Source organism: Lysinibacillus sphaericus, from assembly GCF_001629735.1.
In the GTDB taxonomy this organism is placed as follows: domain Bacteria; phylum Bacillota; class Bacilli; order Bacillales_A; family Planococcaceae; genus Lysinibacillus; species Lysinibacillus pinottii.
This window is the reverse complement of the sequence record NZ_CP015224.1, coordinates 2,086,547-2,101,289: the sequence shown is the minus strand read 5'-3', so window position 1 is coordinate 2,101,289 and position 14,743 is coordinate 2,086,547. Positions and strand designations below refer to the sequence as shown.

General features: G+C 37.6%; 16 protein-coding genes. 13 read left to right on the top strand and 3 right to left on the bottom strand.

Annotation, left to right across the window (positions count from 1 at the left end; all coding sequences use genetic code 11):
- Window positions 1–250 precede the first annotated feature (250 nt).
- The 3 genes from A2J09_RS10205 (at window position 251) to A2J09_RS10195 (ending at window position 1,882) form a co-directional block, all read left to right on the top strand.
- Window positions 251–829, top strand: a complete 579-nt coding sequence (locus A2J09_RS10205) for a hypothetical protein (protein ID WP_036162062.1) — start codon at window positions 251–253, stop codon at window positions 827–829.
- Window positions 830–1,017: 188 nt separating this feature from the next.
- Window positions 1,018–1,344, top strand: coding sequence for a nucleoside triphosphate pyrophosphohydrolase (locus tag A2J09_RS10200; RefSeq protein ID WP_036162060.1), 327 nt, complete (start codon window positions 1,018–1,020; stop codon window positions 1,342–1,344).
- Between the two features lie 127 nt (window positions 1,345–1,471).
- Window positions 1,472–1,882: an Asp23/Gls24 family envelope stress response protein gene (locus A2J09_RS10195; RefSeq protein WP_012295066.1), complete on the top strand. Its 411-nt coding sequence runs from the start codon at window positions 1,472–1,474 to the stop codon at window positions 1,880–1,882.
- A 91-nt stretch (window positions 1,883–1,973) separates the two neighbouring features.
- Here the strand turns inward: A2J09_RS10195 and A2J09_RS10190 are convergent, their stop codons facing one another.
- The 3 genes from A2J09_RS10190 to A2J09_RS22990 form a co-directional block, all read right to left on the bottom strand.
- Complete coding sequence (locus A2J09_RS10190; RefSeq protein WP_012295065.1) at window positions 1,974–3,143, bottom strand: MFS transporter; 1,170 nt, start codon at window positions 3,141–3,143, stop codon at window positions 1,974–1,976.
- A gap of 176 nt (window positions 3,144–3,319) precedes the next feature.
- Window positions 3,320–4,156, bottom strand: coding sequence for a MerR family transcriptional regulator (locus A2J09_RS10185; protein WP_012295064.1), 837 nt, complete (start codon window positions 4,154–4,156; stop codon window positions 3,320–3,322).
- 15 nt (window positions 4,157–4,171) lie between these two features.
- The gene (locus tag A2J09_RS22990) at window positions 4,172–4,336 is read right to left on the bottom strand and encodes a DUF2197 domain-containing protein (RefSeq protein ID WP_012295063.1); all 165 of its coding nucleotides are present in this window, start codon (window positions 4,334–4,336) and stop codon (window positions 4,172–4,174) included.
- Window positions 4,337–4,547: 211 nt separating this feature from the next.
- Here A2J09_RS22990 and nusB point away from each other — a divergent pair, with 211 nt between their 5' ends.
- The 10 genes from nusB (at window position 4,548) to recN (ending at window position 14,625) form a co-directional block, all read left to right on the top strand.
- The gene (gene nusB, locus A2J09_RS10180; RefSeq protein ID WP_012295062.1) at window positions 4,548–4,931 is read left to right on the top strand and encodes a transcription antitermination factor NusB; all 384 of its coding nucleotides are present in this window, start codon (window positions 4,548–4,550) and stop codon (window positions 4,929–4,931) included.
- 31 nt (window positions 4,932–4,962) lie between these two features.
- Window positions 4,963–5,817 carry a bifunctional methylenetetrahydrofolate dehydrogenase/methenyltetrahydrofolate cyclohydrolase FolD gene (gene folD, locus A2J09_RS10175; RefSeq protein ID WP_012295061.1) on the top strand — a complete coding sequence of 285 codons (855 nt, stop codon included), beginning with the start codon at window positions 4,963–4,965 and terminating at the stop codon, window positions 5,815–5,817.
- A gap of 131 nt (window positions 5,818–5,948) precedes the next feature.
- Window positions 5,949–6,764 (top strand): undecaprenyl-diphosphate phosphatase, encoded by an 816-nt coding sequence (locus tag A2J09_RS10170; protein ID WP_012295060.1) that lies wholly within the window; start codon window positions 5,949–5,951, stop codon window positions 6,762–6,764.
- Between the two features lie 231 nt (window positions 6,765–6,995).
- A complete protein-coding gene (xseA, locus tag A2J09_RS10165) occupies window positions 6,996–8,354 on the top strand; it encodes an exodeoxyribonuclease VII large subunit (RefSeq protein WP_012295059.1) in 1,359 nt (452 codons plus the stop codon).
- Complete coding sequence (gene xseB / locus A2J09_RS10160; protein ID WP_008179899.1) at window positions 8,351–8,584, top strand: exodeoxyribonuclease VII small subunit; 234 nt, start codon at window positions 8,351–8,353, stop codon at window positions 8,582–8,584. Before xseA ends, xseB begins: the two co-directional genes overlap by 4 nt.
- A 3-nt stretch (window positions 8,585–8,587) precedes the next feature.
- The gene (locus tag A2J09_RS10155) at window positions 8,588–9,469 is read left to right on the top strand and encodes a polyprenyl synthetase family protein (RefSeq protein WP_012295058.1); all 882 of its coding nucleotides are present in this window, start codon (window positions 8,588–8,590) and stop codon (window positions 9,467–9,469) included.
- A 161-nt stretch (window positions 9,470–9,630) separates the two neighbouring features.
- Window positions 9,631–11,532, top strand: coding sequence for a 1-deoxy-D-xylulose-5-phosphate synthase (gene dxs / locus A2J09_RS10150; RefSeq protein WP_012295057.1), 1,902 nt, complete (start codon window positions 9,631–9,633; stop codon window positions 11,530–11,532).
- Complete coding sequence (locus A2J09_RS10145; RefSeq protein ID WP_012295056.1) at window positions 11,532–12,350, top strand: TlyA family RNA methyltransferase; 819 nt, start codon at window positions 11,532–11,534, stop codon at window positions 12,348–12,350. The genes dxs and A2J09_RS10145 overlap by 1 nt, the downstream gene beginning before the upstream one ends.
- 100 nt (window positions 12,351–12,450) lie before the next feature.
- Window positions 12,451–12,900, top strand: coding sequence for a transcriptional regulator AhrC/ArgR (gene ahrC, locus A2J09_RS10140; protein ID WP_031417410.1), 450 nt, complete (start codon window positions 12,451–12,453; stop codon window positions 12,898–12,900).
- A 33-nt stretch (window positions 12,901–12,933) separates the two neighbouring features.
- Window positions 12,934–14,625 carry a DNA repair protein RecN gene (gene recN, locus A2J09_RS10135; protein ID WP_012295054.1) on the top strand — a complete coding sequence of 564 codons (1,692 nt, stop codon included), beginning with the start codon at window positions 12,934–12,936 and terminating at the stop codon, window positions 14,623–14,625.
- Window positions 14,626–14,743: the final 118 nt, after the last annotated feature.

Genomic DNA, 14,743 nt, shown 5'->3' with positions numbered 1-14,743 from the left:
ACGAAACCGATTCGTTAGGGGGTCTTTTTTGTGCATAAAATAAGCAGCGTATTAGTTAGTATCTCCGATTTAAATAATACTGATTCTATAAATCAGAAATATATAATCTAAAATATGAAATTAATGAACTACCTAATAACACTATTATTGCAAATTGATGTTTAATTTTAAAAATAATAGATGTATTACCTAAAACTTGTTACTATTCAACTAAATGATATTTAATAGTTGTTTAATTATGGAGGTTATTATGGATTATTTTAAAAGCGAGGCATTCGAGAAACATAGAAAAAATATTTATAACAAATTAGAACAAATACCATATGCTGAAAGTCCAGATGGTTGGACATTTAAGGGTAATTTTAGTATTGGTGGTCTTGAATATTTCGGGTTTGATGAATCATCCGATTTATTACTTGTCGTATCTAGTAATGGTAGAGGAATTATTGACCTAGCAAAAGCAGAGAAAATTACTCGCGATTATACAGATAACTTTGAATTAGATGAAACCTTATTAATTTGTGAAGGTTTTGATGTTTTAAAAGATAAATCAATTAAATTAGCAGGTAAATATGGTGGTAGCATACTGCCAATCAGTAATAGTTTCGGGGATTGTTTACAAAAAGTATCTCCTCTTTATCCATGTGAGGATGTTATTTATCAACCTGCGTTTGAGAATTGTCTTATTGAAGGACACAATAAAAATTGTGTTCGCATTTATAGAGGTTTTTTGTATTGTTTTGGATTTTCATTTAGTGGTAATTATTTTGTAATTGCAGATGACAGTGGTATTTTATTTTGGGAGAGGAATTATCATTTAAAGGTTTAGCAATAACCTTTGAGAAATCAGAAGCTTTGAAGATAACAAAGAGCGGAGCATTCCTTTTTCCTTTAAAATGTTGACTAGCAGCGTTTTTTGACTTGAGATATTTCTATCATGACGTACAGAGCGGTTAAAGTAAATGAGAAAAGGGACTACAAAATATTTAAGTACAACAGTTGAAAAGGGAAATAGGGATGCCAGTATACAATAAACTCGTGAGAGATAATATGTTAGAAATCATAGATTCAAAAGGCTTAACTTATCGTGCACGTACACTAGAACCAATTGAGTTTTTAACGGAAGTGAAAGCAAAAATGCTCGAGGAAGCTAGGGAGTTTCGTGAAGCTACTACTGAACAAGAAGCGATTGAGGAATTAGTAGATATTTTAGAGCTAGTACATACAGCAATTAGTGTGCTAGGTGTAAGCTATGAAGAGCTTGAGTCCTTTCGTAAACATAAGAAAACGGAGCGTGGAGGCTTTGATAGCGGAATTTATTTAATAGAGGTTGAGGAACAATAAATAATCATTTCATCAAGCTTCTTTATAAATTAAAACGGCTTTCGACAGCCAAACCTTCCTTTTTATAGTATAATAAATGTAAGTACAGCATTTGTTTGTGATGTGTAAGGGAAAGGATGATATTTGTATGGCAGAGAAAGTAGGACAATCTTTCGTACAACCAACACCTTCTGGAAAAGAAGAGCTTGGAAAAATTGAAGTAGCGGCAGAGGTTATCGAAGTTGTGGCTGGAATCGCTGTAAATGAGATCGAAGGCATTGCTGCAACACGTGGTAATATTGCGACAGGTGTCGTGGAACGTTTCGGTAAAAAAGTACACAATAAAGGCATTAAATCAGGTGTAACAGAAACGGGTGAAATCGCTATTGATGTATTTTGCTCTGTGAAATATGGATATGCCATTCCTAAGGTAGCGAAGGAAGTACAAACACAGATACGCCAAGCTATTTTTAATATGACAGCACTGGAAACAGCAGAAGTAAATGTGCATATTACAGGGATTCACTTCGAAAAAGAAGAAACTGTGGCACATGAATAAAACGAATAGGATTGCCCAAAGATGATTCATTCATCTTTGGGCAATCCTTTGTTATTTGGAAATTCATTCATAATATTGTATCGCTGTAAGTTTATAATTCAATATGCTTTGGCTTTCTCCAGAATAACGCAAGGATGACACCTAGCACTAAAACAATTGTCGCAAAGTAATAGGGATAGTTCAAATTAATATCAAACAGTATCCCGCCTAAAATAGGACCGAAAATATTACCTAGGCTTGTAAACATAGAGTTCATGCCACCAACAAACCCTTGCTCATTACCAGCAATTTTAGATAAATATGAAGTGACAGCTGGACGAATTAAATCGAAACCGACAAAAATAAAGAATGTGACAAATAAGATGGCAAAATAATGATTGACGATGGTCATACCAAATGTTAAAACGGCTGAGAGGATTAGCGAGTAACGAATGACATTAATTTCTCCCATTTTCTTTGTCAGCCAATCAAATAGTAATAATTGTGCCAATGCACCTACAATCCCACTGCCTGTAATGATAATGGCGATATCCGAAGGCGTAAAGGCGAATTTATGATCGACGAATAAACTAAATAATGATTCGAACGCTGCTAAGCCAAATGATAGGACGAAAATAAGAATAAATGGAATGAAATAAAGCGGGCTAAATACTCGCTTTGCACTACCTAACATGGATGTTGGTGTATCTTCCTTATCTCCAGCTCGTGTTGGTTCCTTTAATAATATGAAGGAAAAGATGGCTGCTACAAGGCCAAGGACACCTGCCGCATAGAATGGTACCCGCGTACCATATTCGGCTAAAAATCCTCCAATTCCAGGACCGATTATAAAGCCTGTACTAATTGCTGCACTCATATAGCCAAGAGCTTTTGGGCGTTGAGATAGTGTAGTAATATCGGCAATATAAGCAGTGACGGCAGGCATAATGAAGGCCGCACTGACTCCACCTAGCATTCGAGAGATAAAGAGTATTTCAATGGAACGTCCTAATCCAAATAAAAACTCTGAAAGTCCAAAAATAAAAAGCCCTGCAACAATCATGACTTTGCGGCCAATATTATCGACTAGCTTACCTGCAATAGGTGACACAATCAGTTGCGTAATGGCAAAGGCTGCAACCATATACCCAACGACGGAGCCCGAAATATGAAGCTCATTCATGATGGTTGGTAAAACAGGAATGACTAAACCAATACCTAAAAAGGCAATGAATAGATTCGATAGTAAAATTGCTAATGTTATATTTTGTTTCTTGCTCATAAAGTTCTCCTTTTATTCGTTCACGATACATGAAATTGACATTCTACTAGAATATTTCCATGTAATACGATAAACCCTATAGTAACTATAGGGTCAAAAGATTTGTTTTCAATTTTAATGTTTTTTATCAGTTTGGAAATTAATGTAGAGAGTTATACATAAAGGAAGATGATATCTTATTGTTTTTTGCGAACCTTTAATTCAACAATGAATTTCTTTTCATGCTCTATAGTAAGAGTAGCGGGCATATAGAGCTCATAAACTTGGGATTCAAAAGCCTCTGACTGAGCCATCACATAATTTCTTAATTTTTCATAAAAAGAAAAATAGGTATCCGGATGGTAGATAAATGCGATACATACAAATGTACCTGCAGGTATAATTGTTTGTTCAATGTTTGACGATAGCTTCGAAAAAATACGCTCTGTTAATAGCGGGGTGAAAATAGCATCATAAATAATTGCATTCACATCTTCATAGGGAGCGAGTGGATATATACAACCATAGCGACTATTTAATACACTGCCTTCTTTCTCAATAATTTTTGTAAGGGTTGCGTAATATGTATTGGTACTAGAAGTTGGTGTTAATTTGTTAGTTGTCACTTGTAGAATAGGCATCGCTTCCTCTACCTGTATATATACCTCACCAAAGAAGGGGATATCAATTTGTTCCTGTAATTGCTTTTTGGTTTTTAATAATGTGTTTTTTACTTCATTCAATCGTGAAATTTTATCATCAATTCTTAGCTCTTGCTGTGCTAAAAAGTCAAGCAGTTCTTCAGACGTTAATTTGAGCGCCTTTTTTATATCTTCTAGTGAAATACCGATATATTTAAGTGATTTAATGATGTCTAAATAAAAAACTTGACTATCTTTATAATAGCGATAATTGGTATAAGTATCAGTGTATGCAGGCTTAAATAAATCAATCTGATCATAATAGCGTAAAGTTTGAATAGATAGATTCGACAGTTTGGCAACCTCACCGATTGTATAATAATGTTCCTTCATACTTACTTGCCTCCACTAGTAGCTAAAGAAGTTTCGGATGGCATCAAAGCGAATTTTATGCTTGCACTCTTCGCAATAAAATAGGTGAGCTTTACGTTCTTTCATTTGTTTATATTGTGCTTCACCCTCTCGGAGCTTGAATGGTTTTTTACAGCTTGTGCAAATAGCTTCATATTGCATTGTGAACACCTCTGAAGATTCTTTCAATTTTCTTTATTATAACATTTTGTGATTTAAACAATCATTTTGGAATGCTTAACATGAATTGTTAGATGCGCAAAAAGTTTCTTGAAAAAGGTTTCAGATTATTGAAAACTTGCTTGAAATCGTGTTTCTCGGGCGATTTTATGCTATTATAAACCTTAATGCCACTTAAGAAGGAGAGCTTTACATGAAACGACATGAAGCACGCGAAAAAGCGTTGCAAGTTTTGTTTCAGCTAGACAATACAGATTTAACAGTTGAAGAAGCAATGGGTCATATTAAAGGCCAACCGACAAATGTCTTCTACGAAAAAATTGTTACTGGAACAGCTGAACATTTGGAGGAAATTGATGCTACATTAGAACAGCATCTTGAAAAGTGGTCACTTGCCCGTTTACCCAAAATTGAAAGAACTGTTTTACGCCTAGCTGTATACGAGCTGTTATACATGCCAGAAACACCAAAAAGAGTAGTACTAAACGAAGCAATCGAGTTATGTAAAACATTTGGCGATGATAGTTCATCTAAATTCGTCAATGGTGTACTTTCTAAATTTACAGAACAAGAATAATGTGTTGAATTGGAAGGAGTAACGAAGGTTTATGTCAAGTGCAATTATTAATGGTAAAGAGATTGGTCAAGAAATTCGTAATGCTGTAGCAGAGCGTGTAATTCGTTTAAAAGAACAGGGGTTAACACCTGGTTTAGCGGTTGTGTTAGTTGGGGACAACCAAGCTTCAGCTACATATGTGAGAAATAAGCAAAAATCTTGTGAAGCAATTGGTATGTATTCGGAACTGATTAAATTACCAGAAGAAACGAAGCAAGAGGAATTATTAACACAAATTCAACAATTAAATCAACGTGAAGATATTCACGGTATTTTAGTACAATTACCACTTCCAAAACATATTGATGAGGATACAGTCATCGCGACAATTGCTGTCGAGAAGGATGTTGATGGCTTCTCACCTGTCAGTGTTGGGAAAATGATGCTTGGCCAAGAAACATTTTTACCTTGTACTCCTTTTGGCGTAATGAAGCTTCTTGAGTATTCAGGAATTGAAATTGCAGGAAAACATGCTGTAATCGTAGGACGTAGTCATATTGTTGGTAAGCCAATGGGACAACTACTATTGCAAAAAGATGCTACGGTTACGTATACACATTCCAAAACGCCAGATTTACCTTCATTTACAAAACAAGCGGATATATTAATTGCTGCTGTTGGACGTGCAAACTTTATTACAAAAGAGCATGTGAAAGAAGGGGCTGTTGTAATTGATGTTGGCATTAATCGTGATGACAACAATAAATTATGCGGCGACGTAAACTTTGCTGAAGTAGATGGTATAGCGTCTCATATCACCCCTGTTCCAGGCGGTGTTGGACCGATGACCATCACCATGTTACTATTCAACACTGTGCAAGCAGCTGAAAATAAGCTTGCTAATTAAATAGCCTTTTCCAGAAGTCATCTCAATATCGTGTTGAGATGACTTCTTTTATGGATCGATGCCAGAACTTTTATGCTAATTTTGACGTCTAATGTAACGTTTGGGACATACATACTTAGTAGGAGGTTTTTATGGAAAATATCGATATTGTGTTAATTGTGAAGCATATCATTATTGGCCTTGTCCAAGGGTTTACAGAACCAATTCCCGTATCGTCAAGTGGACATGTGATGATTGCCAGCGAAATACTAGGGCTTGGTGAACAAGGGTTTACGTTCGCCATTCTAACCAATACAGCTTCGTTACTTGCTATTGTTTATATTTATCGTGAGGATATAGTGCGATTGATTTCCCATTTCTTCTTGTACTTGAAAACACGTGAGAAGCGCTATAATGCTGATTTTCGTTTTGCTTTGTATATTATTATCGGTTCAATTCCGGCGGGCGTTTTAGGAGTATTATTAAGTGATGTTATTGGAGACAATGTGAGCATGACGACAATTGCACTCATGTTGTTTGTTACGGGTGCGGCATTATGGTTGATTCGTAATATGCGTGGGAAGAAAAAAGATGCAGATTTAAGTACGAAGGATGCCATTATTGTTGGGTTAGGGCAAGCAGTCGCTCTCACACCAGGTATTAGCCGATCAGGTGCTACGATTATTTCAGCTATTGCAGTAGGTATGAGACAGGATACGGCATTACGTTTCTCCTTTATGCTTTATATTCCAGTAAGCTTAGGTGGGGTTGTATTAGGAATAACTGATTTTTTAGGTGAGCCTAATAAAGGTGCGTTAGCGCTTCCATATGCAGCCACTTTTCTAGCTACACTTATTATGACGTACTTTGCCATGCGTTGGTTTATGGGCATTATGAAAAGTGGTAAACTTAGCTATTTTACGTACTACTGTTTTATTGTAGGAACATTATTATTATTATTCTATTAAAATGTAAAGTCTCATAACAACTGTTGTTATGAGACCTTCTTTTGTTATTCATTGAATAGTCAATTTCTATTAGTTAGAACGTGTATGAATATGTTATAGTTGTTTTTTGATAGATAAAAGACAGGCATTTTTTCTAGCGAAACTGCATTTAAACGCGTCAACACCAGTAAAAAATGTTATGATAGGTGTAGTTTTTGTGAAAAACTTGATCTTAGTAAAGGAGCCGAAAACATGTCCTCTGCTTCTTATTTAACTGTAAAAGCATTAACAAAATATATTAAACGAAAATTCGATGCGGACCCTCACCTACGCGAAGTGTATGTGAAAGGCGAACTATCAAATGTGAAAATTCATCAATCTGGCCATATTTACTTTACATTAAAGGATGATGGGGCAAGAATTGCTGCCACGATGTTTAAAGCGGCTGCCACGAAATTAGCATTTGAACCAAAAGAAGGTATGCAAGTATTTATTCGTGGGGATGTAAACGTTTACGAAGGCTATGGGACTTATCAGCTATATGTCCAAGAAATGCAACCGGATGGTATCGGTAGTCTATTTGTTGCCTTTAATCAATTAAAAGAACAATTACAAAAAGAAGGGCTTTTTAAATTAGATTGGAAGCAATCGATCCCAAAGTTTCCTGAAAAAATTGGTGTGCTAACATCAACAACAGGAGCAGCGATTCGAGATATTTGTACGACTTTAAAGAGACGTTACCCTCTAGCTGAAATTCTGATTTACCCTACACTCGTTCAAGGAGCACAGGCGGCACCAAATATTGTGCAAAATATTCAACGTGCCAATCAAGATGCTACGTGTCAAGTGTTGATTGTCGGACGAGGGGGAGGCTCTATCGAGGACTTATGGGCATTCAATGAAGAAATAGTAGCGAGAGCTATTTTTGAAAGTCGAATCCCTATTATTAGCGCAGTTGGTCATGAAACAGATACGACAATTGCCGACTATGTCTCTGATTTACGCGCACCTACACCAACAGCAGCCGCAGAGATGGCAGTACCAGATCAAATGGAGCTATTCCAGCGGGTACTTTCACAAAAATCTCAAATTCATCAAATGGTTAGGTCGCAACTTATGGCTGAACGACAACGTCTTAATAAGCTCCAACAGTCTTATCCATTGTCAATGCCAGAAAGACTTTATCGACCGTTTACTGAAAGATTGGCACAGCTCGAGTCAGGATTGCAAACAGCCATGCAAGTAGATTTGATGAAGAAGAGTGCACAGCTTCAACAATTACATAGTACGGTGGCACAACATTCACCAAAAAAAGCACTTGCTTTCCATCAACGGGAGCTAGAAGCGCGCATGCAACAGTTAACACGTGCTGCAACGTATTATGTAGCGAAGCAGCAACAACAATTTGAGGCAACCATTCGAACACTAGAAGCATTAAATCCACTATCCATTTTAACAAGAGGATTTACAGTCGCTTATAAAGATCAACATATGATCAAATCATCCACTGAAGTACAAGAGCAGGATTATCTGACATTAGCTTTCCATGATGGGAAGGTTGTGGCTGAAGTGAAGGATATTTTGCCAAAGAATGAGGGGGAATCGTTGTGACAGAAAAGCAACAAACTTTCGCAGAGGCTATGACGGCATTGGAAGAAATAGTTCGCCAGCTAGAACAAGGCGATGTGCCATTGGAAAATGCGATTGATTTATACAAGCAAGGAATGGAGCTATCAAAGTTTTGCCATAGTAAGCTGCAACATGCTGAAGAGCAGCTAGTATCTATTGTCCAAGAGACAGGTGAAACAACAGCATTTGATCCACTAAAGGGAGAGAATTAGGAAATGAATGAGCCATTAAAGTACTTTATTGAAAGCAACATACCACAAATCGAAGAAACGATGTTTGCACTTGTTTCAAAAATTGATGCTCCAGTAGATTTAAAGGACTCCATGCTATATTCATTAAAGGCGGGCGGAAAACGTATACGACCACTTTTTGTATTAGCTGTCCTTGAGCTTTACCGAAAAAATTTACAGGATGGTTTAATTGTAGGGGCTGTTATTGAAATCATTCATACGTACTCGTTAATTCATGATGATTTACCAAGCATGGATAATGATGATTTTAGAAGAGGTAAGCCAACAAACCACAAAGTTTATGGAGAAGCACTTGCAACACTAGCTGGTGATGCATTAAACACATTGGCATTTGGTATTTTAGCGCGCATGGATGTAACGGCTGAAAAGCGTATAGAGCTTGTGCAGTTATTAAGCGTTGCCGCAGGTGCTGAAGGCATGGTTGGTGGTCAAGTACTCGATATGGAGGGTGAGCAGCGTCAGCTTGATTTAACGGAACTGGAACAAGTCCATGTCAATAAAACTGGTGCTTTATTAAGATTTAGTATTGAAGCGGGAGCCGTATTAGCAGACGCGTCTAAACAAGACCGTGCTACATTGAAGGAATATGCCCATCACATCGGCCTAGCTTTCCAAATCCAAGACGATATTTTAGATATCGAAGGGACAACAGAAGAACTAGGGAAAACGGCAGGCAAAGATGTAGCTAGTGATAAGAGTACTTATCCAGCACTTTTAACGCTAGATGGAGCGAAAGAAAAGCTTGCGGAGCATTATCAACATGCCATTAATGCACTCGATCAATTACCAATAGATGCTAGCTTGTTACGAGACTTTGCGGCATATATTGTTCATCGTAAAAACTAAGAGAAAATCAAGGCATTGAAGGAAAAGAATATGCTAGAATAGGTGGGAACGTTTACAAATTGTAAACAATGAAGTGCTCGTGCTTTTAGCATATTGATAACACTGCTATAATAGTGAAAACAAATGCGGTGAATATTTTATTGAAAAGGTGTGTGAGAAAGGTGGATTTAAATAAAATAACTAGTCCATCCTTTTTAAAAAACTTAAATAAGAAGGAGCTTGAGCAGGTAGCGCAAGAAATTCGTACCTTCTTAATCGAAAAATGTTCTGTCACAGGTGGACATATCGGGCCGAATTTAGGAGTAGTCGAGCTTACGATGATGTTGCATAAAATGTTTGACAGTCCAAAAGATAAGTTTTTGTGGGATGTTGGCCACCAAGCTTACGTGCATAAAATTTTAACAGGTCGTGCGAGTCAATTTGACACACTACGTCAGTTCAAAGGGCTTTGTGGATTTCCAAAGCGCGTGGAGAGTGAACATGATGAATGGGAAACAGGTCATAGCTCAACTTCCTTATCAGCAGCCATGGGTATGGCAGCAGCACGTGATATAAAAAAAGAACATAACTATGTAATTCCTATTATTGGGGATGGCGCTTTAACTGGCGGTATGGCGCTTGAAGCGTTAAATCATATCGGACATGCGAAAACGAATATGATTGTCATCCTAAATGATAATGAAATGTCCATTGCTCCAAATGTTGGTGCGCTTCACAGTGTTTTAGGACGTTTGCGTACTGCCAAGGAGTATTCAAAAGCCAAAGAAGAGCTCGAATCACTGATTAATAAAATTCCGGTATTAGGTGGGAAGCTTGCATCTACTGCGGAACGCTTGAAGGATAGCTTAAAATATTTAGTGGTGTCAGGGGTCTTTTTTGAAGAACTAGGCTTTAAATATCTTGGTCCTATTGATGGTCATGATTTTGAAGCATTGGAAATGACATTATCCCATGCAAAAAAAGTGAAAGGGCCAGTCCTGGTTCACGTGATTACGAAAAAAGGGAAGGGCTATAAACCTGCTGAAGACGATACAATTGGTAATTGGCATGGAACAGGTCCTTATAAAATTGAAAATGGTGCCTTTGTTAAGTCAGAGACAAAAGGCCCAGCATGGAGTAGTTTAATTGCAGAAACTGTTCGTAAAATTGCTCATGAAGATGAGCGAATCGTGACGATCACACCTGCTATGCCTGTCGGGTCAAAATTACAAGGTATTCAACAGGATTTTCCAAATCGTTTCTTTGACGTGGGGATTGCTGAGCAGCATGCAGCAACAATGGCAGCAGGTTTAGCTACACAAAATATGAAGCCATTTTTAGCGATTTATTCCACATTCCTACAACGTGCTTATGACCAAGTTTTACATGATATTGCACGTCCGAATCTAAATGTCTTTATCGGTATTGATCGTGCTGGTTTAGTTGGGGCAGACGGGGAAACACATCAGGGCGTATTTGATATCGCTTTCCTTCGTCATATTCCAAACATGACGATCATGATGCCTAAGGATGAGAATGAGGGGCAGCATATGGTGAAAACAGCTATTGAGTATGATGGAGGTCCAATTGCGTTACGTTATCCACGTGGTAATGGGATTGGCGTACCACTAGATGATGAGCTTGTGGCATTACCAATTGGTAGCTGGGAAGTTTTACGAGAAGGAAAAGACGCTTCCATTTTAACATTTGGCACAACGATTCCGATGGCCATGCAAGCAGCAGACATGTTAGCACAGCAAGGTATTGATATTGAGGTGGTCAATGCACGCTTTATCAAACCAATGGATAAGGATATGCTACATCGAATTTTATCTAATCATAAACCGATTTTAACGATTGAAGAAGCGGTTCTAAAAGGTGGATTTGGCAGCGGCGTATTAGAATTTGCTCATGACCATGGCTATCTTAATGCAATTGTTGATCGTATGGGTATTCCAGATCAATATATCGAGCATGGTAATGTCGATCAGCTGCTTGAAGAAATTCATATGACAGCAGAGGATGCGGTAGCGCGTATGCAGGTATTACTTCAACAAAAACAGCAAGTAGGTTTGAATAAATAATGACAAAACAACCAAAAGAACGCGTAGATATTTTACTAGTAGAGCGTGGATTATGTGAAACAAGAGAAAAAGCAAAACGTTCCATTATGGCAGGACTTGTTTTTTCAAATGAAATACGTATCGATAAAGCAGGAGAAAAAATTGCTATCGATTCCCCTCTACAAGTAAAAGGCTCCGATTTAAAATATGTTAGTCGTGGTGGTCTGAAGCTTGAAAAGGCCCTACAAATTTTTGATATGTCTGTAGAAGGGAAGCTGATGCTTGACATTGGCTCCTCTACAGGTGGATTTACAGATTGTGCGTTGCAGCATGGAGCAAGACATTGCTATGCGCTGGATGTTGGCTCCAATCAATTAGCATGGAAAATTCGGTCGGATGAACGTGTGACTGTCATGGAAAAAACTAATTTCCGATATACTACGGCGGCAGATTTATCTGAAGGGTTACCTGATTTTGCAACAATAGATGTTAGTTTTATTTCTTTATCATTAATTTTACCGGTGTTAAAGACATTATTGCTACCAGGTGGCGATGTCATGGCATTGGTGAAACCGCAGTTTGAAGCGGGAAAAGATAAGGTTGGAAAAAAAGGTATCGTTCGTGATAAAAAAGTCCATCTTGAAGTTTTAGAAAAAACGGCAGCCATGGCCACAGAAGTTGGATTTGTGGTGAAGGATGCTTCTTATTCCCCGATAACAGGTGGGGAAGGAAATATTGAATTTTTATTCCATTTAGTGAATCCTGTTGGAGAAGAAGACATTCCTGCATATACAGCTTTTAATGCACTCGTAGAAGAAGCGCATAATTCTTTAAAATAACACGTGCTCGCTTATAGAGCCGTGTTTTTTCTTGTGCTTTTTTGTTGAAAATGGTAGTGTGATTATACACATAATTAATTATTTATTAGAGGTGGCTATGATGAATAAAGGACAACGACATATACGGATTCGGGATATTATTGCTAATCATGAAATTGAAACACAAGATGATTTAGTCGATTTTCTAAAAGATGCAGGCTATAATGTGACACAAGCTACGGTATCCCGTGATATCAAAGAGCTACATTTGGTGAAAGTACCATTACAGGACGGCCGCTATAAGTATAGCTTGCCCGCAGATCAAAGATTTAACCCAGTACAAAAATTACATCGCGCATTAGCGGATGCCTTTATCAGCATTGATGGAGCTTCGCACTTTTTAGTGATGAAAGCTCTTCCTGGAAATGCGAATGCGATTGCATCCTTATTAGACCATTTAGATTGGCCAGAAATTTTAGGTACAATTTCTGGAGACGATACCATTTTAATTATTTGTCGAGATGAAAACGAGCGGGAAAATACAAAAAATCGCTTACTAGACATGCTTTAAAAAATGGGGAAATGGATTCAGAGGTGACAATTAGTGTTAAGAGAGCTTAGTATCCGAAACTTTGCTATCATTGAGGATTTGACTGTAAGTTTTTCAGAAGGATTGACAGTGCTAACTGGGGAAACTGGTGCTGGTAAATCAATTATCATTGATGCTGTTCATTTACTTGCTGGTGGGCGGGGAAATACTGAATTTATTCGTCATGGAGCAAGGAAAGCAGAATTAGGTGGTTTATTTCAAATTTCGAATTCCACGCATCCAGTGCTGAAAAAATTAGAAGAAGCAGGCATTGAAATTGAAGAAGATACAGTTATTTTACGTCGTGATTTAAATGATTCTGGGAAAAGTATTTGCCGTGTAAATGGTAAACTTGTGCCATTATCAGTGCTGAGGGAAATTGGTGCGAGTCTTATTGATATTCATGGCCAACATGAAAATCAAGAGCTGATGGATGAAAAACAACATATCAATTTACTCGACCAGTTTGCAGAAGAACAGCTGTTGCCTATTCAAAAAACATACAGCGAACAATATGAAGAATATCGAATGCTGAAAAAGGACCTGGCTTCAATTTCTATTGATGAACAATTGATGGCACAACGCATTGATTTGTATCAATTTCAAATAAAAGAGCTAGAAGAAGCCAATTTAAGGCTAGGTGAGGAAGATGATCTTCTTGATGAACGCCGTCGACTCATGAATTACAATAAAATTTTTGAGCGCTCTAGTGCTGCCTATGAGGCTATTCAGGGAGAATCAAAAGGTCTTGATTGGATTGGTAATGCAATGGGAGCTTTGGACGATGCAGCAACAGTGGATGAACAATTCAAAGAAGCTTCCGAGGCAGTGACAACGGCATTTTATGCGCTACAAGATGCGGCTTATCAGGTCAAAAATGTATTAGATGAGTTAGAGTTTGATCCAGCACGTTTAAATGAGGTGGAGCAACGGTTAGCTTTATTCCAAAATTTAAAACGCAAATATGGTTCGACAGTGGAGGACATTTTAGCGTATTTTGAAAAAATAAAAATAGAGTTAAATGAACTGCTCAATCGCGATGAAATTTTGCAGGTGAAAGAGCGAAGAGTGCTTGAAATGGAATCGGTGCTCAATGAGCTTGCTGCAGAACTTTCAACTGTGCGTAAAGCTGCTGCCCAACAGTTAAGTGAAGCCATTATGGCAGAGTTACGTGAATTACATATGGAAAAAGCTAAATTCATTGTCAATTTTGAAGAATTGTCATATTTCGATGCAAATGGAAAAGATCAAATTGTTTTCTATATTTCTACCAATGTTGGAGAACCACCAAAGTCCTTACCGAAAATTGCTTCGGGAGGAGAGTTATCACGAATGATGCTGGCGCTGAAAACCATTTTCTCTTCTTCGAATGGTATTACATCCATCATTTTTGATGAAGTGGACACAGGTGTTAGTGGAAGAGTAGCGCAGGCCATTGCAGAAAAAATTGCTGCAGTATCCATTAATTCTCAAGTGCTTTGCATTTCACACTTACCTCAAGTTGCAGCAATGGCTGATCATCATTACTTTATAAAAAAAGAAGTCGAACATGATCGAACATTTACTTCTTTATCAGAAATTGATCAGAAGGCACGGATTGAAGAAGTCAGCCGTATGATGTCTGGAACAGAAATTACTGCTTTAACGCTACAGCATGCAACAGAGTTATTAACCATGGCAGAAGAACGTAAAAAACAAATGCGTTAAGCATATTCCAGAAACAGTTGTTGATACTGTTTCTGGTTTTTTTCTTTTTGCACAAATATTTACCGCTTATAAGAATGCCACAACAACACATAGTAAAAAGACAAAAATGAAAAGGAGG